The sequence below is a fragment of the Aliivibrio sp. S10_S31 genome, from assembly GCF_014694495.1.
Taxonomy (GTDB): Bacteria; Pseudomonadota; Gammaproteobacteria; order Enterobacterales; family Vibrionaceae; genus Aliivibrio; species Aliivibrio fischeri.
On record NZ_JAAUWR010000003.1, the window covers coordinates 162,599 to 187,227 of the forward strand.

Consider the following 24,629-nt stretch of genomic DNA (forward strand, 5'->3'; position numbering starts at 1 on the left):
ATATGACACATTGGATTGCAGGTGATTGGGTTTCAGGCGAAGGTGAAACGATACAATCGTTAAGCCCTTATAACAGTGAGGTGGTGTGGAAAGGCGAAAGTGCCACTGAGGCTCAGGTCGAGTCTGCTGTGAATGCTGCTCGTAATGCTTTTATTGAGTGGAAGAAATTGCCATTTGAAAATCGCCAAGCCATTGTGGAACGCTTTGCTGAGCTAGTGAAAGATAATGCGGATTCGATTGCAGAAGTAATAGCAAAAGAAACGGGTAAGCCATTTTGGGAAACCAAAACAGAAGCAGGTGCAATGGTGGGGAAGATAGCGATATCGATTCGAGCTTACCATGAAAGAACCCCCTATAAAGAGCGTGAAGCCGCAGGAAATAAAATTGTACTTAGACATCGCCCATTAGGTGTTATGGCTGTCTTTGGTCCGTATAACTTCCCTGGGCACCTACCTAACGGTCATATTGTTCCTGCGTTACTTGCAGGAAATACGGTGGTATTAAAGCCATCGGAACAAACACCATGGACAAGTGAAGTGATCATGAAGCTTTGGCAAAAGGCAGGATTACCTAAAGGGGTCATTAATCTTGTTCAGGGTGCGCGATCAACGGGTGAGGCATTAGCAAATGCGAAAGGTATTGATGGCCTTTTATTTACAGGCAGTGCGAATACTGGTCACATCCTACACCGTCAATTTGCGGGTGATACGGGGAAAATGTTGGCTCTCGAAATGGGAGGCAATAACCCAATGGTGATATCAAAAGCATTCGGTGATTTAGATGCAACGGTATATACCATAGTGCAATCTGCATTTATTAGTGCAGGACAACGCTGTACTTGTGCTCGACGCTTGTATGTTCCTGAAGGTGAAAAGGGTGATGCTTTATTAGCACGTTTAGTTGACGTCACGAAAAATATTCATGTTGATCAACCTTTTTCTGAAACGACGCCATTTATGGGGTCACAAATATCGATTGCTGCGGCTGAATTTATCTTAAATGCTCAGAAAAAGTTACAAGCATTAGGCGGTGAATCGTTACTGGAAGCGAGAAGTTTGGGGCATGCGTTTGTATCTCCAGGGATAATAGATGCAACAAATGTCGCGGAATTACCTGATGAAGAATACTTTGGCCCACTATTGCAAGTCATACGTTACACCACATTAGCGCAAGCTGTGGAGCTTGCTAATGACACTCGCTATGGATTATCTGCGGGATTAGTTTCAACCGATGACAGTGAATGGGATTATTTCGTTGAGCATATTCGAGCTGGAATTGTGAATCGAAATCGTCAATTAACAGGAGCAAGTGGTGATGCGCCATTTGGTGGGCCGGGTGCATCAGGCAACTTAAAACCAAGTGCTTATTATGCGGCAGATTATTGTGCTTATCCGATGGCATCAATGGAAGGTGATGCATGTGAGATTCCTGAGCAATTATCTCCAGGTTTAACTTTGTAGGAGTGCTGAAAATGAATAATGTAAACACACTTTTTTCATCATTATGGCAAGACTATATTACACGTTTGTCGCCATCGGCAGACCAAGTGCATCAATTGCTATCCAGTGGTGGTGATATTGTAAATGATCATATTGCCTTGCGGACGTTTAATTTGCCTAAGGTTGGTTTATCCACATTAGCCGCGCCCTTTTTAGCTATTGGGTATAAACCGTGTGATGAATATGAATTTATTGCTAAAAAATTGAAAGCGCAACATTTTGAGCACCCAGATCCTAATGCACCACTTGTGTTTATCAGTGAGCTATTGGTTGAAAAATTATCTGATGATGCTCAAACCATAATTAAATCATTAGTAGAACAAGTTCCTGCTCATTATTTTGCAACTCGTGACTTTCTGTCTTCAGGAAGACCGTGGTCTTTAAGTTTTGATGAATATAAGGTGTTAGCAAAAGAGAGTGAGTATGCTTCTTGGTTAGCTGCTCATGGTTATGGAGCGAATCATTTTACCGTGTATGTTAATCAACTTGATGGTTTTGATGAAGTGGTTGATGTTAATCAGCACTTACGTAATGCTGGATTTAGTATTAATGAGGTTGGTGGAGAAGTAAAAGGCTCTCCAGAGGTTTGTTTAGAGCAATCATCTACAATGGCGGATAAAGTGATGGTTAAATTTAGTGATGGTGAGTTTGAGATCCCTGGTGGATTTTACGAATTTGCTAAACGCTATGAGTTACCAAATGGTGAGTTATACAAAGGGTTTGTTGCGGCTTCTGCGGATAAAATCTTTGAAAGTACTGACGGGTAAAGCTGTCATCTCTAGACATAAAAAAACGCAGCTATTGAGCTGCGTTTTTATTTGCTTATGGTAACGACGTTAAATTAACGAGTACCGTAAACTACAATTGTTTTGCCGTGCGCTGAAATCAGGTTTTGCTCTTCAAGCATCTTCAAGATACGGCCAACAGTTTCACGTGAACAACCAACAATTTGACCGATCTCTTGACGAGTGATCTTAATTTGCATGCCGTCTGGGTGAGTCATTGCATCAGGTTGTTTAGCAAGGTTCAGTAGCGTTTGAGCGATACGGCCTGTTACGTCTAGGAATGCTAAGTCACCTACTTTTTGGCTAGTGATTTGTAGACGAGTTGCCATTTGCGCAGAAAGACGCATTAGGATATCTGGGTTAACTTGGATAAGTTGGCGGAATTTCTTGAATGAAATTTCTGCTACTTCACAAGGGCTTTTCGCACGAACCCACGCTGAACGCTCTTGACCTTCTTCAAATAAGCCAAGCTCACCAATGAAGTCACCTTGGTTTAGGTAAGAAAGGATCATTTCTTTACCTTCTTCATCTTTGATAAGTACAGCAACAGAACCTTTTACAATGTAGTAAAGAGTTTCCGCTTTTTCACCCGCGTGAATTAGCGTGCTCTTTGAAGGGTACTTATGAATGTGACAGTGAGACAAGAACCACTCTAATGTTGGATCTGTTTGAGGTTTACCTAGAACCATACTTTATACTTCCTCTGCGTTTGCCAAGTAGGCGATGTCCATTTTAAAATAACTGAGCCAAATATCAGTTTGGCCTATACAATATGGTTATCGGAACAAGGCTGCATGTTCGTTGAGATAATTAACAAAATCATACCTTGTTTCGCAATTGATTTCTTGACTTTGATCGTATGAATTGTGCGACCAAGGGCACAGTTTCGTGAAATGGATCACGAGTTTTCCTTTTAAGTAGTAAAGAGGCTTTTATGAACGCTGAAGTTAAATGGATTGAGGGATTGTCTTTTCTAGGTCAATCTCAATCAGGTCACTCTATTGTTATGGATGGTAATGGGGGAGAAAAAGCACCAAGTCCGATGGAAATGGTCTTAATGGCTGCTGGAGGATGCAGTTCTGTTGATGTTGTTGATGGACTTAAATCGGCAAATCAAGAAGTCACAGCTTGCGTTGCTAAGCTATCTAGTGAGCGTCGTGAAACTGCACCAAAGTTGTTTACTTACATTAATATTCACTTTGAAGTAACAGGTAACAACCTAGATTCAACGGTTGTCGAGAGAGTCACTGCGGATTCATTACAGAAATATTGCTCTGTATGTTTAATGCTTGGTGAGGGCGTAAAAATGACGCACTCATGGGAAATTATCTCTGCTTAAACTTTAGAACTACAGGGTGAGTTAATATTAAAAAGCCTCGCAAGTTAACCCTTGCGAGGCTTTATTTTTAAGCTATGAGAGATTACAGAATGAAGCGGCTTAGGTCTTCATCAGCAACAAGCTCACCTAGGCGTGAACTTACATACTCAGCATCAACAATTAAGCTTTCGCCATTTTTTTCAGAAGCATCATAAGAGATCTCTTCCATTAGTCGTTCCATCACTGTGTGTAGACGGCGAGCACCGATGTTTTCAGTGGTTTCATTTACTTGGAATGCGGATTCAGCAATACGACTGATGCCATCTTCAGTAAATTCAACTTTTACATTTTCGGTCGCTAATAGAGCAATGTATTGCTCAGTTAATGATGCATTAGGTTCAGTTAAAATGCGTTTGAAATCATTTGCTGTTAGCGCTTCAAGTTCAACACGGATTGGTAAACGACCTTGTAATTCAGGGATCAAGTCAGATGGTTTTGCCATTTGGAATGCACCTGAAGTGATGAATAACATATGATCGGTTTTCACCATGCCGTGTTTAGTACTAACCGTGCTGCCTTCTACTAATGGAAGTAAATCACGTTGAACACCTTCACGAGATACATCACCAGAGTGAGAGTTTGAACCTTTACAGATTTTATCAATTTCATCGATAAACACGATACCGTGGTTTTCTACATTGAAGATAGCTTGTTCTTTTAGCTCTTCAGGGTTAACCAGCTTCGCACCTTCTTCTTCTGTTAGCGCTTTAAGTGCATCAACGATTTTCATCTTGCGCTTTTTGGTTGTATTGCCGCCTGATAGGTTTTGGAACATACCTTGAAGTTGGTTTGTCATCTCTTCCATACCTGGAGGAGCCATGATTTCAACGCCAACTTGAGGTGCTGCAACATCCACTTCGATTTCTTTATCGTCTAACTTACCTTCGCGTAATTTTTTACGGAAAGATTGTCGTGTACCAGAATCGTTATCGCCTTCTTCATTATTACCCCAAGCGTCACGAGCTGGTGGCAGTAAGATATCTAGAATGCGATCTTCTGCGTGCTCTTCAGCTCGGAATTTTACTTTTTCAACCGCTTGTTGATGCGTCATTTTAATAGCAACATCGGTTAAATCACGAATGATGCTTTCTACTTCTTTACCAACGTAACCCACTTCAGTGAATTTAGTTGCTTCAACTTTGATGAAAGGTGCGTTTGCAAGTTTTGCTAAACGACGAGCGATTTCGGTTTTACCGACACCTGTTGGACCAATCATCAGAATGTTTTTTGGTGTTACTTCTGTGCGCAACTCAGGAGCAAGTTGCATACGACGCCAACGGTTACGAAGTGCAATGGCAACTGAACGTTTTGCTTTATCTTGACCAATAATATGGCTATCTAATTCGTGTACGATTTCACGAGGAGTCATCTCAGACATGGTAATTCCTTATTCTTGATTAAGCGTTCAGTTCTTCAACTGTGTGGTTGTGGTTGGTGTATACATCGATATCGCCAGCAATAGTCAGTGCTTTAGTTGCAATTTCGCGAGCGTCTAAATCGGTGTTTTCTAACAGCGCTGTTGCTGCAGAACGAGCGAAATAACCACCAGAACCAATAGTTAATAAGTCATTATCAGCATTGATTAGATCACCTGTACCACTGATGATTAATGATGTTGTTTTATCCGCAACAATTAGCATTGCTTCAAGACGACGCAATGCACGGTCACTACGCCACTCTTTTGCTAGTTCTACTGCGGCTTTTGTTAGATTACCTTGATGCATTTCTAGCTTACGTTCACACAGGTCGAACAGAATAAATGCATCAGCTGTGCTACCAGCAAAGCCAACTAATACTGAGTCATTGTATAAGCGACGTACTTTTTTTACGTTGCCTTTTGCGATCATATCGCCTTGAGATGCTTGGCCATCGCCAGCAACCACGACTTTGCCTTCACGGCGTACAGAAACAATTGTAGTCACGAGTAAAACCTCTTTTTCGATGGCGCCAATAAATGAAAGCAGACGACCATCTTCATGATTATTACTATTGTAATGGGGGAAGGTAAGACGCTTTTCAAGATGAATAGATAGAAAAAAGGAGCACTCAATGGGCTCCTTTTATTAAATATGTGATGTGTTATTGATTTCGGATGATGGTTTTATTGATCTTTCCAAATAGCACAAGGTTCGATTTTTGCGCGTTGCAGTTTGTGACGATCTTTCTCTGCATCACGTTTGAATTTATATGGGCCAAGCACCACTTTATACCAGCTACTTCCTTCAGCATGACGAACAGTAGAGGTTATGCCTTGGAAAGCGATATTCATCTTACGTTCTTCAGCTTGTGAGCGGTTTTTATAAGCACCACACTGCATAATGTAAGGGATCTCAGATACTTTTAATTCTTTTTGTTCAACTGTTATTTCTTTATTTGGCAGCTCATCCATGTAGCTCCATTGCTCTTCTGGCAGTGGTGGGATGTCTTCTGTTGATGTTGGTTTCTTCGGTTTAACAGGAACAACTTCGGTTATTGGTGCTTTTACTTCTGGCTCTGGTGAGTCATTAAGGAAATAGAGTGCGTAGCCAAAAACCATAACTAGAAGAGCTGCAACAGCAACCGCTTTCCACGGCGTAGAGCCGTTAGACATAGGTTGTTTAGCGCCTTTTTTCTTAGTTGTTTTTTTTGTCGCTTTCTTAGGAGAGCGTCCACGTTTTACATAATCTTTATTGGCCACGATCTTTACTTTACACAAATTCACTGATGGTCGTTTATGGTAATCAGTTGTGTGAACTCATACCAGTATTTGTGTAAAAAAGTACGCAAAAAGTCACTATTTAGACAAATTGATTATCTAGAATTATGACTTTTTACGTTTAATGTCGTTCAAAGAATGAATTAAAGGCGCTTATTTGTTTTTTGGGGACGCCGTACTCTCTCTTACGATTAATGATGATTCGAGTAATCGTGAGCCAGAACGAACATCATGGCCTTTTAATAATTCAAGTAGCATCAACATGGATTGACGACCAATTTCATAACGAGGTTGCGAAATCGTGGTTAATGCTGGATCACAATATTGAGAGAATTCAATATCATCAAATCCCATGATAGAAATGTCTTGAGGTACTCTAAAGCCCATTTGTTTCGCTTTTTGAATCGCTCCGATTGCCATAATATCGTTATGACAAAAGACGGCAGTTGGTGGCGTTGAAAGAGAAAGAAGTTGAGTTATTGCTTTTGCACCTGCTTCGAAAGTGAAATCACCATATTGAACATAAGAGGCATTCATGGTGATACCCGCTCGGCGAAGTGCTTGCTGGTAACCTTGGTGTCGAAACTGACAGAGCGCGGAGCTTTCAGGGCCAGATAATTCTGCGATGTTTTTATGCCCTAGTTTAGTTAGGTAGTTAACTGCTTCATAGGCTGCTGTAAGGTTATCGATATGAACAGTTGGTAGTTCTAATTCTGGTGCATATTCACACGCCATCACAAGAGGCGGTAAATTTTTTTGTTCTTGGCGACTAACGTTAAAAGGGAGGTCTGAACCAAGTAATACCATACCGTCGACTTGTTTGGTGTATACAAGGTTAACAAAGGAGTGTTCACGTTTTTTCTGTTGACTGCTATCGCCTACTAAGATGACATAACCATTTTCAACGGCTGCATCTTCAATGCCGCGAATGATATCGCTAAAGTAAGGATCGCAAATGTCAGGCACAATCGTCACAATGGTTTTTGATTCATTGCGTCGTAATGTTCGAGTTAACGTGGTGGGTGAGTAACCCGTTTCTAATACTGCATCTTCAACGCGCTTACGAGTGGATAATGATACTTTTTCTGGTGTCATTAGTGCTCGTGATACCGTTGCTGTTGACACTCCTGCCGATAAAGCAACGTCCTTCATTGTCGCCATAATTATCTTCTCCCCAATACTTTTATCTTAAAAGTAAACGATTGCTCTATTTGAATGAGAAGATATTTTATTCATAAAATAAAGATTTAAATACGGCTCGTTTAACAAAAATTACATCTGTATTGTGATTTCTCTCACATGAAGACCGATTGTTTCACTTTTTCAACAGGAAAATTGTTGATAAAACCGACATTAACTTAAATCTTGCGGCTCAATATCTAAAGTCCATCGAACTTTTTTTGCTAGAGGTAAAAGTTCGATGGCGGTTTTTGCACCACGAAGCATTGATTGCATTACCGTGCGGTTTGGTGCTTGGAATAATAGTTGCCAGCGGTATTTACCAGCACGACGGGCTAATGGTGCGGGGATCGGCCCAAGTACTGGTGTTGCATCATGAAATTGTGGGTGGCTTTCTAAAATATCACGTACTTGTCGTAAGAATTGTTCCACGTTTTCGTGATTATTTGCTTCTGCTCTAAAAAGAGATAAATGGGTATAAGGTGGTAATTGAGCAAATTTACGTTCTTTTAAAGCGTGCTCTGCAAAATGCCCATAACCATGATGTAATAAGCTTTGTAGTAGTGAGTGCTCAGGGTGGTGAGTTTGCAAAATTACTTCACCTGGTTTACTTGCACGTCCTGCACGCCCTGCAACCTGAATAAATAATTGAGCTAATCTTTCAGGCGCTCGAAAATCACTACTAAACAGAGAGCTGTCTACGTCGATTAATCCAACCAAAGTAACGTTAGGAAAATGGTGGCCTTTTGCTAGCATTTGAGTACCAATTAAAATTTGGTATTCATTGTTCTTAATCGCTTCTAAATAGTCTTCTAAGCTACCTTTACGACGAGTGCTATCTCTATCAATACGTACCGTTTTGTACTCAGGAAATAGATTGGTTAATTGTGTTTCTAGTTGTTCTGTACCTACACCGACAGAAATTAATTGTGTCGATCCGCACCCTTGACATTGATGAATAATGGGCTGTTGTGAACCACAGTGGTGACAACGAATTTCATTTGAGTGTTGATGGAAAGTATAGAAAGCATCGCAACGTTTACATTCAGCCATCCAACCGCATTCATGACACATTAATGCAGGTGAAAAGCCTCTGCGGTTTAAAAACAGCATGACCTGATTGCCCTCAGATAAGTGTTTTCTCATTTGAGCAATTAAAGGGGCAGATAGGCCGCTGTTAAGATATAAGCCTTTTACATCAAGAACACCATGGCGAGCAGGAATGGCAGTACCTGCGCGTTTGGTTAGTGTTAGGTGATGATATTTTCCAACATTCGCATTGTGTAATGTTTCTAACGCAGGGGTTGCTGAACCCAGAATAATAGGGATGTTATCTAAGTTGGCTCTCATCACGGCTAAATCGCGCGCATGATATCTCATGCTGTCTTGTTGCTTATAAGAGGCATCATGTTCTTCATCAACAATGATGATCCCTAAATCATGAAAAGGCGTAAACAGAGCCGAACGAGTACCAATGATGATACCGGCGTGATTATCCCTTGCTGCTAACCATGCATTTAAACGCTCAGTGTCATTAAGTCCTGAATGAATAACATCAACAGGTACATTAAAGCGACGCTTAAAACGATTAATGGTTTGTGGAGTTAAACCAATTTCAGGAACCAAGATAAGCGCTTGTCGTCCAGCTTTTAAAATCGGTTCTAGAAGCTGTAAATAGACTTCAGTTTTTCCTGAACCCGTAACCCCTTCCAACAGATAACAACCAAATTCATGATTTGCATTGACCGTAGCAATAGCGATAGATTGCTCTTCATTGAGTTGAGGTTTCTCTTGAGTGACTTCAACATCTCGATACCAGTAGCTTGGTGTCGGAGCAAGGGATATCTCTTCAATCCAACCTTTATCTGAAATCGCTTTTAGTGTGGCAGCAGTCACTTCTTCAAGCATTTGCTCATGACTGCATTGTTGATGTCTTACTAAATTGAGTGCTTTGGCTTGTTTTGGAGCTCGTGTTAGCTTATTTAAATCTTGATTTTTACCAAGCTCGGTAATTTGCCAAGCTTTTAGCGAAGCAAAATTGGCTTCTCTTCCTTTTCTTAACCATGACGGCATCGCATTTGCCAACGTATCCCCTAATGGATACTGATAATACGTGCTACTCCAATTTAATAATTTGTATAGATTAGTTGGCCATAAACTTTGCTCATCAAGCACCGCATTAATGGCTTTTAATTTTTCACGAGCAAACTCAGATTCATTGCTGAGTTTTGTTACCACACCAATTAAACGCTGACGCCCAAAAGGGACTTTTACTCGCCCACCGACCACTGGTTTTTGCTCTGATTTAATAAGATAATCAAAGGTGCGATCAAGTGGAACTGGCAGTGCAACATGAGCGATTGAATAGGGCATGGTTAACATCATTAAGAAATTGGAATGAGAATAGTCTACCCTTAGATAGAAATATCGCAAATGGGTAAAAAAAACGGTGAAAAAAGTAACAGATCAGTTGATTGATCGCTCCAGATTCATTACTATACGCGACCTTAAGTAAGTGTAATCCATTTATGCTTACTATTTTTGTTAAACTACGTGTGGTGTCCGGCATTAGAATCGGATAGCGACACGGCCTAAACTATTAAGGTTTTCCCATGAAAGTAGGTATCCACCCAGAATACACAGCTGTTAAAGCTACTTGTTCTTGCGGCAACGAGTTCGAATTCAACTCTGCACTAGGCAAAGATTCAATCCACCTAGACGTATGTGACAAATGTCACCCGTTCTACACTGGTAAGCAACGTATCGTTGATACAGGCGGCCGTGTTGATCGCTTCAACAAACGTTTCGGTGCAATTGGTTCTAAGAAATAATTACCAATTTCCGATAAAAGAGGAGTCCAATAGGGCTCCTTTTTTTATATCTGAAACTTACGATTTTCTCATTTCTGTATTCGATTATTCTTATTGTGTCTTTTCTTTTTTCTGTATTTAGTTGAATGATCACTAACTCAAATTTGTACGATAGGTCGGCATTTTTGTTGGTACGATCTGTAAGCAAAGGCTATGAAGTTTGAGCTAGATCAACTAATATAGAGGTTTACTATTTTGACGTTACCTTTTAAATCAGGAAACCATCATGTCTGAAGAATTTCGCAAGCAAGCTCTAGATTATCACGCTTACCCAACTCCAGGTAAAATTGAAGTTGCATTGACTAAACCGGCTGACACAGTAGAAGACCTTGCTTTGGCTTACAGCCCTGGTGTGGCTGAGCCTGTACGTGAAATTGCAAAGAATCCTGATGATGTTTATAAGTACACATCAAAAGGTAATATGGTTGCGGTTATTTCAAATGGTACGGCAATTCTTGGTTTAGGTAATTTAGGTCCTCTTGCATCAAAACCTGTAATGGAAGGTAAGTCGCTTCTTTTTAAACGTTTTGCAGGCTTAGACTCGATTGATATCGAAGTAAAACACCGTACGATTGATGAGTTTGTTGATACGGTTGCTAATATTGCAGATACATTTGGTGGTATTAACTTAGAAGATATTAAAGCACCAGACTGTTTTGAGATTGAACGTCGCCTTATTGAACTTTGTGATGTACCTGTATTCCATGATGATCAACATGGTACAGCGATCGTAACTGCTGCTGGTATGCTAAATGCGATTGAGCTGCAAGGTAAGAAGTTAGAAGATGCGATCATTGTATGTTTAGGTGCTGGTGCAGCAGCTGTTGCATGTATGGAGCTACTTATTAAGTGTGGCGCAATGCGTGAGAAGATCTACATGCTAGATCGTAAAGGTGTGATTCATACTCGCCGTGACGACATTAATGAGTACAAACAACGTTTTGCAAACAATACCGATAAGCGCACATTGCAAGATGTTATCGAAGGTGCCGATTTATTCTTGGGTGTATCTGGTCCAAATTTATTAGATGCAGAAGATCTGAAGCTAATGGCTGATAAACCAGTTGTGTTTGCATGTTCAAATCCAGATCCTGAAATTAAACCTGAATTGGCTCATGAAGTTCGTTCTGACTTAATCATGGGTACAGGCCGTTCTGATTATCCAAACCAAGTAAATAACGTACTTTGTTTCCCATTTATCTTCCGTGGTGCGCTAGATGTGCGTGCAAGTGAAATTAATGATGAAATGAAGCTAGCTGCTGTTGATGCCATTCGTCAATTAGCTAAAGAAGAAGTGCCCGTTGAGGTATTAAAAGCCGCTGGCGTTGAATCACTGACATTTGGCTCTGACTATATCATTCCAAAACCAATGGATCCTCGTCTACTTCCACGAGTTGCTAAAGCGGTAGCACAAGCTGCTGTTGACTCAGGGGTCGCTCGTATAGAAATGCCTGAAGGATACATGGAAGCGTAATTCGTTTTATCTTTTATGTAGAAAAGGCTTCTAACTAATTAAGTTAGAAGCCTTTTTTTATTTAAGTAAGAAATTATTTTTGACTTTCTAAAGCTTGAACAAATGTATCTTGAGCATCTTTAATTCCCAACGCTTTTGCTTCTTCTAGTAGTGCTAATGCTTTAGGTATGTCGTTTGTTTTTACTGCTTCAACAATGGCTTCTTTATAGAAAGTGTGCGTTTCTGGTTGTGCCGATTTTATTGCTACTTTAGATTGTTGAGGTGTTTGTTTATGCGCTTGTAATGAAAGCGTTTTTATCGATAGCTTTAGTTTACCAAAACGCTCATAGGCATAAGTCGGATCCGTCACTATTGGCATCGGTTCACCTAATTCTTCCGCTCTGATCCTTGCTGGGTGCTTCACCTTAATAGATTGACCTAAATACTCATTAGAAGAATAGATAATAAAATAAGGGGTTTTAGCTGCATCAAGTTGGAAATTTAATTGAAACTGAGTACGAGTAAATGCATCGGATGGTTTGACATCAAATTGGTCTAAACTTGTTGTACTTACCACATTAAATTCATGATCGAGAGCAATGAGTTTTGGTGCTGCAACTGAGTCATTAATCATTAAACTAGAGAGACGAAGTTGTACTTTTCCTGAACGTTCAGCGAATTTGAAGGCATTAAAATAGCTGTTTCCATCAGAAAAATGACCAATAGGTGAATCTTTATCTAATTGGAAATCGATATCTTCCGTTGTCGCTAGCTGTATCCAAGGATATTGAGAAAAGTCATTACAGCATACTTGAGAATTTGCGAGCGGTTCTATTGGCTGTTGTTGTACGGCTTCGGTTGAAGAACACGCAGTCAAAGAGAGACCGATAAATAAGCTAAGTAACAATTTTTTCGTGTTCATCACGATACTCCATTATTAAGGTGATAATAAACGCAAAAAGGCAGCCATTTGGCCGCCTTTCACTTTAACTCAGTTAGAACCAGATTTCAGTGTGTACACCGATAATTGTTTCTGACTTACCATCTTTAATGCCAATTTGTTTAGCACTTGCTTCATCATCAGCGGTAATGTAGCTCACGTATGGTTTGATTTGTGGGCGACCGAAATAGTCAGCGTTAACTGTAAATGCTGCCGCTAATTCAACGTTAATAATGTCACTCTTCAGATCATCGCCAGTACGTCCCCAGTAACCTTCAGCACCTTCTTCATGAGCGTAAGAACCTGTCGCTTCAAGACGAAGGTTATCGTTCACTTTGTATGATGGACGTGCTGCAACGATGTAACGTTTTAGGTCTTTAGCACCAAATAGTTCATCTAATGCCGCAAAATACGTTACTTCTGAACCCATTTGCCAGTTTTCAGAAATGTTTACCACACCGCCTGAAGTGAAGAAGATAGATTCAGCATTGTCATCGCCACCTGACCAGCTACCAAAGTTCACACCACGGTTTTGCGCTGCGCCTTTACCGTAAGCAATCGCTGTTTGTGACCAACCATCTAGGCCGTAGTAACTAGAGTTTAATGTGATAGATGCGCCAAAACCGTCATCATCTTGAACATTAGCTTGAGTGATGTATTTGAAATCAAAATCTAAGCTACCAAAGCCAACATCAACACCGTAGTAGTATAAATCGTGTGAGGTTAGTGTTTGTCGACCATCAGCACCGGGACCATTATTGATATCACCGTCTGTATCTGCAGCAACAATTGCAAAACCTGCTGTGTTGCCACCAAGTTTAGTTTGAATACCTGCACCAACACCTGATGATTGTTTCCAGAATTCACCCGATAGTGCACTTGCAGAACGGTTTAGGTAACGTTGACCACCCCAGATAGACGTATCTTCACCTAGGTAAGATAAACCACCAATTTCAACATAAGTTTCTTTGATTTCAAATTGTGCCGTTGTGTTGGCTTTTTGGCTACCAGGAGATGAGTAAGCGTAAGAGTTACCATTACCGTATTCAGAACGAACGACAAAGTCAGACCAAACACCATTAGCATGTTCAGTATGTTTTTTGATTACGAATTCAACTTGGTTAGTACTTTTTCCGTGAGTACCTGCTGTTTTATAGTCTGGCTTACCAAATTCAGTATCTACTGTTTCGCCATCAACCATACGGAAGTTCATTGACGCGTAACCGTGAACTTCCCAACCATCTGAAATAACATCAGTTCCATTTACTTTTTCAACTTTTGGTGCAGCTTCATCACCTGCGATGACATCCAGTGCAACATCGGTTTCTGCAAGTGTAGCGCCAGAAAATAGTGCTGTAGAAACAGCTGCGGCAAGCAATGTGTATTTATTCATTTTCATCTTAAAATCCTATTTCCTTTTTTCAGGATATTTTGATTTGAAAACGTTTACTTAACTCATGGCAGTGTAGGGAAGTGAAGTAAACATCTGTCGTTATCGAACGAGACACAGATTAAAAATAAATAGGTATTTTGCCCTCCTCCTCTTTTTAAGGATGATAGGGCGTAGTACTAAGGATGAGAAAAATGAATGGCAGGTCTTCTTTTGATAATAATCACACTTAGTAGGAGTGATTGAAAATATTTATGAGATAAGGCTCACGTCGAAAGATATTTTGAAATTAGAAATAATGAAGAAAATCGTAAAAGAGGGAAATTAAGAAATAATCAGAAATGTGATCTAACCAACAATAGACATTGTTGGCTAGAAATAGTTCATATTTTATTCATTAATTTAAGGTAAAGGAGGGGTTATTTACACTTAGAAACCATCATTGATTTTGGCTCTCCTTGGGAAGTGAACTCTAAGCTCCAAACGTAGTTACCATCTTCAGGAAGATAGATGGCGGTATCTTGGCCATAGCCACCAGTAATGAGTTTATTTGATTGTCCCAATTTGGGTGATAGTCCTTCGGCTGTGTATTGAGCGCCCCAGTCTTTTGTTGCATATTGCATTTTATAAGGGCCTCGTTTTTCATTGATGACCACTTGATAAATGTTGTTTCCTTTATATTGATACGCTCTGGTTTCTTTATGGCTCCAACGAGAGTCAGAGAAATCGCCAATTAAATATAAGGTATCTTGTAAAGGGGCGTTGGTGTCTGTGATAGTAGGGTTATCGCATTGCGCCATAAAACCACTGCCATATAGCGCTATTTCTTTTTGCTCTGTGATAGGTCCTGTACTATTTGGCTCTTCTATTGTTAAAAATCGACTTTCAAAGTTGGATAATGGGATGGTGTATATTCCATTCATTGGAGTAAAAATCTGCTCGGTGATGAGATCAATTAAGTTACCTTTTGACCCAAGCTGTTCTGCATCTAAGGAGAGCGTTTGATCTGCCTCTTGAGTACTTACCATATAAACAATTGCATCATTTTCAGATTGTTTATGATCGATATAGACTTCTTTATTTGCTACTAAATTAACTCTTTTACCTTTAGATAAAGCAGGGTGCTTAATACGTAATTGCATTAATGCGGTAACGTAATTTTTTAAATCCGTTTGCTCTGGAGTCAACTTGGCGGTAAGACCATCAATTTTGGCAGATGATCGAGCTATGTGATCATCACAAAGCCCTTTAATGGCACAGGTATCTTTATTCTCTTTTTTGGAAAAACCGTCAACTTGATCACCAATTTCATCACCATAGTATAGGGTTATTGGGCCTGTATAAGCGGCTTGAAAAGAGAGGGCTGCTTTGTGTCGAGTCCAATAGTTTTTGTCATTTGGATTAGCAATATCACCACGTTGAAGTAAGTCACCAAAGCGAACAACATCGTGATTTCCTAGCATTAAATTCGGTACAGCATGAGGAGGGTAAAGCTCGTGCATTTGCATACCTTGATTAAGCCAATCCCCTCCTTTATGTCCTACGCCACTTTCATTAACTGCAAAGGTTTCAGCAATGCGAAAACGCAGAGGAAAGTCAAAAGCTGAGCAAAGAGCAGGATTTTTTTCGCTGCCATAACCTGTTTCAGTTATGTAGTTTTCGTTATTCCAGATCTCGGCAACCATATAGCCGAGTGGATTTACTTGTTCACCTTTATTATTGGTATAAAAGGTTTCTTTTGATGCGGCGTCAACGGCTTTACGAATGTTCGTCCAAGATTGTGTTGGCACTTGGTAGGCTTGGTCTAATCGCCAGCCGTCGATTTTTAATTCTTTAATCCAGTAGGTTGCGACTTCTTTATAAAAAGCTTCGCTTTCAGGGTAGTTAACAGGATTGTGCTCTCCTGCTGGAAGTAACCCTGTTGGCGATGGCTTAATCAGTCCTTTTTTATGGTGGCCAAATACGCCATCAAATAATACGTAAATACCACGCTTGTGAGCCTCTTCAACCAGTTCTTTGGCTTTTTCTAATGTGCCAAAGCGTGGATCTATTTTAAAAAAGTCAGTAGCAAAATATCCGGTAGCATCGAGTTTATCAGCCCAATGGTCTTGATTATCTAGAGGGGCAGATTCAAAGACAGGAGTCATCCAAATGGCATTCATACCAAGCGATTGAATGTAATCTAATGAATCAATAATTCCTTGTAAGTCACCATTATGATGACTTGGGCCATAGCCAGTGCCATGTCCGATTGTGTTATCACCATCGACAAAGCTTTCGACCATGATTTGGTAAATTCGTAAGTTATCGCTTTGTGCCGTCATTTGCGGATCACACTGATAAGCTAAGGAAGAGAGGTCATTATTAGATGTTGAGCTACATGCGCTCAAAAGTGAGGTAATAGCGAGGGCTATTGTTGTTTTTGCGATCTGTTTTTTCACAGTAAGTCCTTTATATTTATAAGTAGGGCACTGTGATTATTTATTAGCCAAGAGGGAATGTAATCCTCCTAATTTTATTAAAAGAAGGAGGAGACAAAAGGAGGAGGAATAAAACGTATTTACTCTTCGTCAAACGCTTCGAATTCGATCCCCATTGCCGTCATTAATGCTTTTGCTTCAGCTGGAATATCATCTGGACGATCTTTACGTAGATCTTCATCTGTTGGTAAAGGCTGGCCAGTGTATGCGTGGAGGAATGCTTCACACAATAATTCACTGTTTGTCGCATGACGTAGGTTGCTTACTTGGCGACGAGTACGCTCGTCAGTAAGGATTTGAAGTACCTTTGTTGGAATAGAAACAGTAATTTTTTTTACTTGTTCGCTTTTTTTACCATGTTCGGCATAAGGACTTAAATAGTCACCATTCCAATCAGCCATTGTTCACCTTCGTTCAGAATTATTGATGTATATAAGTAGAATAGGCGATTTTAGCGATATTTACCGCTAAAAGTAAAGACATATAGACGTCTAGAAGTGTTGACGTCTCATTTTGTGGTGGTAAAGTAGACTATATACTTATGGATTAGCGTATATCAGTCATATTAATTATATGAGCGGGAAATTGCGAAGGAAAATTATCTATTATTAGAAATAAATTTCGGTAATTAATTTTATGTAATTATGAAATTTAAGACATGAAGATAAAGACATTCCCTTGTAAGCCTGTTTAGATAGTTTATATCGTTGGTATTACATTACTGCACCGCAGTTTGGAAGGGAAATTATGAGCGAAAGAAAACCTGCAACTATTGCTGTTCGTACCGGCATTGAAACAGACTCACAACATAACGCTGTTGTGCCACCTATCTACTTATCAACTAACTATAGTTTCCCAGAATTTGGGGATGTGCCTAAGTATGATTATGCTCGTTCTGGAAATCCAACTCGAACTCAATTAGAAACCACTCTTTCAGATTTAGAAGGTGGTGCAGGTGCAGTAGTAACTAACTGTGGAACATCCGCTCTTAATTTAATGGTATCGGCACTGCTTGGTCCTGACGATTTAATTGTTGCTCCCCATGATTGTTATGGAGGAACTTATCGATTGTTTAATACCCGTGCAAATAAAGGAGATTTTCAAACTTTATTTGTAGACCAATCTAATACTGAAGCTTTAGATGCTGCAATTGCTAAAAAGCCAAAATTAATCTTACTTGAAACCCCTTCAAATCCATTAGTACGTGTGGTGGATATTGCTGAAATTTGCCAAAAAGCGGCTCAAGTTGGTGCGTTAGTCGCAGTAGACAACACTTTCCTTTCTCCTGTACTACAGCAGCCTCTCTCTTTAGGGGCGGATTTTGTTATTCACTCTACGACTAAATATATTAACGGACATTCTGATGTTGTTGGCGGTGTACTTATCGCTAAAACAAAAGATCATGCGGATGAGCTTGCATGGTGGGGGAACTGTATTGGAGCTACTGGTACTGCATTTGATAGCTACTTAACACTGCGTGGTATTCGAACATTGGGTGCACGTATGCGTGTGCATGAAGAAAATGCAATGGAAGTTCTCAAATGTCTTCAAGAACAGTCATTAGTAGGTACGATTTACCACCCAAGTTTACCTGATCATCCCGGTCATGAAATTGCAAAGCGTCAACAAGCAGGCTTTGGTGCTATGCTCAGTTTTGAACTAAATGGTTCACTTGAGCAATTGAAAGTATTCGTTAAAGAATTGAAATACTTCTCTTTAGCCGAGTCTTTAGGTGGTGTTGAAAGTTTGATTGCGCATCCAGGAACCATGACACATAGAGCGATGTCTGATGAAGCTCAAGAAGAAGCCGGATTAGCTCCAACATTATTGAGATTATCTGTTGGATTAGAAGATAGCCGAGATCTTATCGCTGATCTTCAACAAGCATTTACGATTGCCGCAGAGGTGAAATAATGACAAAACCTTGTTCTCGTCAATTACACAAATTTGGTGGTAGCAGCTTAGCTGACCCTGAGTGCTACCGCCGAGTTGCCACCATCTTAAAAGAATATTCAAATGAACATGATTTGATTGTTGTTTCTGCAGCAGGTAATACAACAAACCGTATTTTAGAGTGGATAGATAACCTTTCTAAAGATGGGCGTTTAGCTCATAACACATTAGAGTCTTTGCGGACATACCAACAGGAATTGATAACTGAATTACTGTCTGCTGAGAATGCTGAACCTTTATTGGCTGTTTTACATCAAGAATTGATTGCGATAGGGCAATTACATGCACCGTTAACAGAGGTGCAGCAAGCTGATGTATTAGGTCATGGTGAAGTATGGTCTTCAAGATTACTTTCTGCGTATTTAAATCAAATTGATTTACAAGCAGCTCCTCTTGATTCTCGAACCTTTCTAAGGGCAGAGCGAGCAGCGCAACCTGAAGTGGATCGTGTGCAGTCTTGGCCTTTGTTTAAAGAGCAGGTAGCTCAGCATCCACATGGACGAATTGTGATTACTGGTTTTATGGCTCGCAATCAAAAAGGAGAAACCGTACTTCTTGGTCGAAATGGTTCTGATTATTCGGCAACCATGATTGGTGCCCTTGGTGAGGCGTCGTGCGTTACTATCTGGAGTGATGTTGCTGGTGTGTTTAGTGCTGATCCTAGAAAAGTTGAAGATGCGTGTTTACTGCCATTATTAAGATTGGATGAAGCGAGTGAGTTAGCTCGTTTAGCCGCGCCGGTATTGCACAGTAGAACATTACAACCTGTAGCTCAAAGTGCATTAGATTTGAGTTTACGTTGCAGTTATCAGCCTGAATCTGGTTCAACCCGAATTGAGCGTGTATTGGCTTCTGGACGAGGTGCAAAAATTGTCACGTCATTAGAAGATGTCTATTTGATCCAGCTTGGCTTTGGTCGTGGACAAGATTTTGAACGCGCTCAACAAGAGGTTCTTTCTTTACTTACTCGTTCTCAACTGCAGCCATTAGCCTTAGAGCCTCAAGCTGATCAGTTTACATTATTGCTCGCTTATACTTCTGAAGTCGTGAATGAAGCGTTAGAAGTGCTACAAAACTCAGCGGTACATGCTGAAATTAAGCTAAAAGAAGGCTATTCAATGGTTGCTGCTGTTGGGGCGGGTGTTACCGCGAATGCCATTCATAGTCATGGTTTTTATCATCAACTGAAAAATTCCCCTCTTGAATTTGTGTACGCATCAGAATCGGGCTTAAGTCTTGTCGCTATTTTACGTAAAGTTGATACCTCATCGATCATTAATGCCATTCATAACAGCTTATTCCAAGCGCAAAAACGAGTGGGATTGATCCTGTGTGGACATGGAAATATTGGTTCTCAATGGTTATCACTATTTACTCAACAAAAACGTCAACTTGAAAAGCGTCATGGAATGCAGTTTTCACTCATTGGTGTTGTCGATAGAGAACGTTGTTGGCTTGATTTTGATGGGTTAAACAGTACTGAGGTGGTTGCTAAGTTTGATGATGAAGCAACAAACTATACGGATTTTGATTGGATTGAAAAAGTCGGTGCCGTTCAAGGTTATGATGATGTTGTTGTTTTAGATGTAACGGCAAGTGCTGATCTTGCTAATCGATATTCAAAAATTGCAGAACAAGGAATGCATCTGATCTCAGCGAATAAAGTTGCTGGCTCAGCGCCAAGTGCTGATTATCAAGCGGTAATTGATGCCTTTGCTAAAACATCGCGTCACTGGTTATATAATGCAACGGTTGGAGCTGGTTTACCTATTAATCATACCGTAAGAGATCTTCGTGAAAGTGGTGATGAAATTATCGCATTATCGGGTATTTTTTCTGGTACGTTATCGTGGCTGTTTCAACAATATAATGGTGATGTTCCTTTCACTGAATTAGTCGATTTAGCTTGGCAACAAGGATTGACTGAACCGGATCCAAGACACGATCTTGATGGGTCGGATGTCATGCGCAAATTGGTGATCCTTGCTCGTGAAGCAGGACTTCATATTGAACCTAATCAGGTAAAAGTTGAATCACTTGTTCCTAGTGAATTATTAGAAACAAGCCTTGATGATTTTCTGTCTCAAGGTGAAGTGATTAATGAATTATTGCTTGAACGACTAACAAAAGCTAAGAAAGAACAGAAAGTATTACGCTATGTGGCTCGTTTAAATAAAGACGGTAGCGCAACGGTTGGAATAGAGGCATTACCTGAATATCACGCATTAGCCAATCTATTACCATGCGATAATATTTTTGCCATAGAGAGCAAATGGTATAAAGATAATCCACTGGTGATTCGAGGTCCAGGAGCTGGACGAGAGGTGACTGCAGGTGCGATTCAATCTGATTTAAATCGTATTGCTTCGCTGTTTTAACATCATTTAACCTTATGCATATTTATTAAGCCATACACCTTGTATGGCTTTTTTGTACCCATTGTCTTGAAATACGCATATTTTCAATATTTAGATTAATTTATATTTTTAGTTAACTGTTTGAATAAAAAAGCTTATGTAGCACTTAAAAACAATTAAGCATAAATTAAAATTAAAATAATTAACATGCTATGGATTTTGTAAATCTATTCAGTAATGATAATTGAAGTTCGATTAACATACGTCTGTTCAATATCTATAACAAAAATAAAATGTATGTAATCGTTTTCTTTATGATAATGATTAATTGCTGAGAGAGTAATACATGAATACGCCTGAAACTTCTTTATCTTCTGTTGCACGTACAGAACAAATATTACGTGGTGTTGATCTTAACTTATTGACTGTTTTTGATGCGGTAATGCAAGAACAAAATATAACAAGAGCAGCACAAAACTTAGGCATGTCACAGCCAGCAGTAAGTAATGCTGTATCACGTTTAAAATTAATGTTTAATGATGAATTATTTATTCGTCATGGCCGTGGTATTCAACCGACACAACGTGCTCGTCAGTTATTTGCACCGATGCGTCAGGCGCTTCAATTGGTTAAAAACGAATTACCAAGCTCAACATTCTCACCTGAAACATCGATGAGACAATTTAAGCTATCTATTTGTAGCCCATCAGATATTCGTTTTGCACCACGCATCATGAAAGATATTCAAAATAAAGCGCCGCATATTAGCTTAAAGCTTTCTGGTGAACATGAGCCAAACATTGCTCAAAAGCTGCGTTATCAGGAAGTGGATTTTGTTATCGATTACGTTCGATTCGACGAACCTGGTTTTATGAGTACAGAGCTATTTACTGATGAATTGGTTGTGGTAGCTTCTGTTAATCATCCACGTCTACAGAATGGTATCAATAAAGAGCAATTAGCAAGTGAAAAGCATGCGGTACCTGCTCGTATTGAAAATACAAAAGGTTTTGCTGATCATTTATATACAGATTCTTTATATGAACAAGCTTATAAAGGCGCAAGTATTAGTAATATTTTGTATGTAGTTTCTCAATCAGAACTGATCACTGTTGCGCCAAAATGGTTAGTGAACTCAATGCCAAATCGTGATCAATTAATGGTGTTACCACTGCCAATCGAGTCAAAAGGTATTAGTGGCTATTTAAGCTGGCACGACTCTTACCAAAAAGACAAAGGTCATATTTGGATGAGAGATCAATTGATGCTTATTTGTGGTGAAGAAGTGGTTGCATCAAGCAAAGGCATGATGTTTTAAGCCTTTAAAATAGACACGATAATGGAAAAAGGTTGCGTATTTTACGTAACCTTTTTTTTAAACACATTATTCGATATAACGAAAATGTAGATTATTAATAATAAAGTTGTTAATTGTGGTTCTCTGAAATGGGTTTCACACAACAATACTTACATTTTATACTGAGAAACAGTTGCCTTTTTTGTCACCAATTGTACACTTTGTGCAGATTATAGCTTACACCTGTAAGCCTAAAGGTGATACGAGATGACTATTCAAAACCTACATATTGTAAAAGAGATCCGCCAACATATCGCAAATAAGCCAAATGACACGGCAATGCGTGAGCGTCAATGCAGTATTTTAATTGATACACAATGCTCTGCATGGAGTGATATTACGTGGGGAGAATTTGGTGAGCAAATGGATAAGCTATCATTAGCTTTACTTGCCCATGGATTGAAAGTACAAGAAAAAGTAGGAATTTTCTCTAATAACATGCCTCGTTGGACTGTTGCTGATTTTGCCTCAATGCAATTACGTTCAGTACCCGTTCCTATTTACCCAACAAATACGCCAACGCAAGCCGCATACATTATTAACGATGCGGATATTCGTATTTTGTTTGTTGGTGAACAAGCACAATATAACGCTGCTGTTGTTATTTTCGAACAGTGCCCGCAATTAACTCATATTGTTGCTTTAAGTGATGATATCGATTTAAACGATCATGAAGCGGGTATTTCATGGAATGACTTTATTGCAAAAGCTGATGAAGCACATCAAAGCGAACTATTAACTCGTCTTGATGAAGCAAAAATGGATGATCTTATAACGTTAATCTATACATCAGGAACCACGGGTGAGCCTAAAGGGGTAATGTTAGATTATGAAAACATTGCTTCTCAATTAGAAGGACATAACACTCGCTTAGCGTTAACAGAGCAAGACGTTTCTTTGTGTTTTTTACCGTTATCACATGTATTTGAACGTGCATGGACTTTTTATGTTTTGTACAAAGGAGCAACTAACTGCTACCTACCAAATACAAATCTAATTAAGGAAGCCTTAACAGAGGTTAAGCCTACTGTTATGTGTGCGGTTCCACGCTTCTATGAGAAGATTTTCTCAACGGTTCATGAAAAGGTATCTCGTGCGCCTGCACATCGTAAAGTGATGTTTACTTGGGCGGTCAATATGGGCGCTAAGATGTCAGCTTGTCAACAAGAAGGCAAAGAACCATCATGGATATTGAAACAGTCTTATAAGGTTGCAGATAAGTTAGTTCTATCAAAACTTCGCATGATCTTAGGTGGTAATATTAACTTTATGCCATGTGGTGGCGCTAAACTGGATGTGACTATTGGTCGTTTCTTCCATGCTCTTGGCGTGAATGTGAAACTAGGTTATGGCATGACAGAAACAACCGCTACGATTTCATGCTGGGAGGATGGTAAATTCCACCCTGATTCAATCGGTACGTTAATGCCAGGTGCTGAAGTTAAAATTGGTGAAAACAGCGAAATCCTAGTTCGTGGCCCAATGGTCATGAAAGGTTATTACAATAAACCTGAAGAAACAGAGAGTAACTTCACTGAAGATGGTTTCTTAAAAACCGGTGATGCTGGTGAGTTTGATGCCGATGGTAACTTATACATTACTGACCGTATTAAAGAGTTAATGAAAACATCTGGTGGTAAATACATTGCACCTCAAGTTATCGAAGGCGCGATTGGTAAGGACCACTTTATTGAACAGATTGCTGTTATTGCTGATACGCGTAAATTCGTATCTGCGTTAATTGTTCCTTGTTATGACGCTCTAGAAGAGTACGCAAAGGAGCTGAACATTGCTTATCATGATCGCATGGAGCTTGTGAAGCACAGTGAAATTGTTGAAATGCTTGAAAAGCGTGTGGCTAATTTGCAAAAAGAGCTAGCTCGTTTTGAGCAAGTGAAGAAATTTACTTTATTATCTAAAGAGTTCTCTATGGATAAAGGTGAGTTGACACCAACACAAAAACTGCGTCGTAAAGTAATCAATGAGCGTTATCAAGACGAGATTGAAGAAATGTACGATGAAAAAAAAGAGAAGAAAGATAAGTAATATCAAACTCTAAATACGATTTAATCAATAAAAGCCAACTTGAAAGAGTTGGCTTTTTTTATTTGGTTAAAATTTCCCCTAGACCTGAGTGCTAATAAAAGGTTAAAGTTGTTTCGTAAAAGGTGGTTTTGTTACCTATATTTACCACCTACATAGGAATTTAATCTAATTAATTTCAGTTTAGGCTAAAAATAAGCCCTAACTATGTAAAACCGTTAATTTAGCGATAATTCACGTCGACTGTTTT

General features: G+C 39.6%; 19 protein-coding genes. 9 read left to right on the forward strand and 10 right to left on the reverse strand.

From position 1 onward, the window contains the following. Nucleotides 1–2: 2 nt before the first annotated feature. The gene (astD, locus tag HC728_RS03720; protein ID WP_065641108.1) at nt 3–1,460 is read left to right on the forward strand and encodes a succinylglutamate-semialdehyde dehydrogenase; all 1,458 of its coding nucleotides are present in this window, start codon (nt 3–5) and stop codon (nt 1,458–1,460) included. Nucleotides 1,461–1,471: 11 nt separating this feature from the next. After that, a complete protein-coding gene (locus tag HC728_RS03725) occupies nt 1,472–2,266 on the forward strand; it encodes a DUF1338 domain-containing protein (protein ID WP_012533221.1) in 795 nt (264 codons plus the stop codon). Between the two features lie 74 nt (nt 2,267–2,340). On the opposite strand, the gene crp is transcribed toward HC728_RS03725, so the two are convergent. Further along, complete coding sequence (gene crp, locus HC728_RS03730) at nt 2,341–2,973, reverse strand: cAMP-activated global transcriptional regulator CRP (protein ID WP_005421074.1); 633 nt, start codon at nt 2,971–2,973, stop codon at nt 2,341–2,343. Nucleotides 2,974–3,218: 245 nt separating this feature from the next. On the opposite strand from crp, the gene HC728_RS03735 reads away from it, so the two are divergent. Then, entirely contained in the window at nt 3,219–3,623 is a 405-nt protein-coding gene (locus HC728_RS03735; RefSeq protein WP_012534317.1) for an OsmC family protein, read from the forward strand. Nucleotides 3,624–3,705: 82 nt separating this feature from the next. On the opposite strand, the gene hslU is transcribed toward HC728_RS03735, so the two are convergent. The 5 genes from hslU to priA form a co-directional block, all read right to left on the reverse strand. After that, complete coding sequence (hslU, locus tag HC728_RS03740) at nt 3,706–5,040, reverse strand: HslU--HslV peptidase ATPase subunit (RefSeq protein ID WP_005421071.1); 1,335 nt, start codon at nt 5,038–5,040, stop codon at nt 3,706–3,708. A gap of 19 nt (nt 5,041–5,059) precedes the next feature. Beyond that, the gene (gene hslV / locus HC728_RS03745; RefSeq protein WP_005421069.1) at nt 5,060–5,584 is read right to left on the reverse strand and encodes an ATP-dependent protease subunit HslV; all 525 of its coding nucleotides are present in this window, start codon (nt 5,582–5,584) and stop codon (nt 5,060–5,062) included. A gap of 179 nt (nt 5,585–5,763) precedes the next feature. Then, the gene (locus tag HC728_RS03750; protein ID WP_065641107.1) at nt 5,764–6,339 is read right to left on the reverse strand and encodes an SPOR domain-containing protein; all 576 of its coding nucleotides are present in this window, start codon (nt 6,337–6,339) and stop codon (nt 5,764–5,766) included. Between the two features lie 171 nt (nt 6,340–6,510). Next, nucleotides 6,511–7,518, reverse strand: a complete 1,008-nt coding sequence (gene cytR, locus HC728_RS03755) for a DNA-binding transcriptional regulator CytR (RefSeq protein ID WP_012533023.1) — start codon at nt 7,516–7,518, stop codon at nt 6,511–6,513. Between the two features lie 192 nt (nt 7,519–7,710). Next, nucleotides 7,711–9,909 carry a primosomal protein N' gene (gene priA, locus HC728_RS03760; protein WP_190395128.1) on the reverse strand — a complete coding sequence of 733 codons (2,199 nt, stop codon included), beginning with the start codon at nt 9,907–9,909 and terminating at the stop codon, nt 7,711–7,713. A 239-nt stretch (nt 9,910–10,148) separates the two neighbouring features. On the opposite strand from priA, the gene rpmE reads away from it, so the two are divergent. Further along, nucleotides 10,149–10,367, forward strand: a complete 219-nt coding sequence (gene rpmE / locus HC728_RS03765) for a 50S ribosomal protein L31 (protein WP_005421061.1) — start codon at nt 10,149–10,151, stop codon at nt 10,365–10,367. Between the two features lie 265 nt (nt 10,368–10,632). Further along, nucleotides 10,633–11,880 (forward strand): malic enzyme-like NAD(P)-binding protein, encoded by a 1,248-nt coding sequence (locus HC728_RS03770; RefSeq protein WP_012533332.1) that lies wholly within the window; start codon nt 10,633–10,635, stop codon nt 11,878–11,880. Nucleotides 11,881–11,953: 73 nt separating this feature from the next. On the opposite strand, the gene HC728_RS03775 is transcribed toward HC728_RS03770, so the two are convergent. The 4 genes from HC728_RS03775 to metJ form a co-directional block, all read right to left on the reverse strand. Then, nucleotides 11,954–12,781, reverse strand: coding sequence for a MalM family protein (locus HC728_RS03775; RefSeq protein ID WP_065604414.1), 828 nt, complete (start codon nt 12,779–12,781; stop codon nt 11,954–11,956). Between the two features lie 73 nt (nt 12,782–12,854). Beyond that, nucleotides 12,855–14,198, reverse strand: a complete 1,344-nt coding sequence (locus HC728_RS03780) for a carbohydrate porin (RefSeq protein ID WP_012533801.1) — start codon at nt 14,196–14,198, stop codon at nt 12,855–12,857. A 410-nt stretch (nt 14,199–14,608) separates the two neighbouring features. Next, the gene (locus HC728_RS03785) at nt 14,609–16,630 is read right to left on the reverse strand and encodes an alpha-amylase family glycosyl hydrolase (protein WP_065622791.1); all 2,022 of its coding nucleotides are present in this window, start codon (nt 16,628–16,630) and stop codon (nt 14,609–14,611) included. 119 nt (nt 16,631–16,749) lie between these two features. Then, a complete protein-coding gene (metJ, locus tag HC728_RS03790) occupies nt 16,750–17,070 on the reverse strand; it encodes a met regulon transcriptional regulator MetJ (protein WP_005421050.1) in 321 nt (106 codons plus the stop codon). 346 nt (nt 17,071–17,416) lie between these two features. On the opposite strand from metJ, the gene HC728_RS03795 reads away from it, so the two are divergent. The 4 genes from HC728_RS03795 (at nt 17,417) to HC728_RS03810 (ending at nt 24,382) form a co-directional block, all read left to right on the forward strand. Next, a complete protein-coding gene (locus HC728_RS03795; RefSeq protein WP_012533250.1) occupies nt 17,417–18,583 on the forward strand; it encodes an O-succinylhomoserine (thiol)-lyase in 1,167 nt (388 codons plus the stop codon). Then, nucleotides 18,583–21,000, forward strand: coding sequence for a bifunctional aspartate kinase/homoserine dehydrogenase II (locus HC728_RS03800; protein WP_017020001.1), 2,418 nt, complete (start codon nt 18,583–18,585; stop codon nt 20,998–21,000). The genes HC728_RS03795 and HC728_RS03800 overlap by 1 nt, the downstream gene beginning before the upstream one ends. A 325-nt stretch (nt 21,001–21,325) precedes the next feature. Then, the gene (gene leuO, locus HC728_RS03805) at nt 21,326–22,297 is read left to right on the forward strand and encodes a transcriptional regulator LeuO (RefSeq protein ID WP_005421044.1); all 972 of its coding nucleotides are present in this window, start codon (nt 21,326–21,328) and stop codon (nt 22,295–22,297) included. A 246-nt stretch (nt 22,298–22,543) separates the two neighbouring features. Beyond that, nucleotides 22,544–24,382, forward strand: a complete 1,839-nt coding sequence (locus HC728_RS03810) for a long-chain fatty acid--CoA ligase (RefSeq protein ID WP_017020002.1) — start codon at nt 22,544–22,546, stop codon at nt 24,380–24,382. The last annotated feature ends 247 nt before the right edge of the window (nt 24,383–24,629 follow it).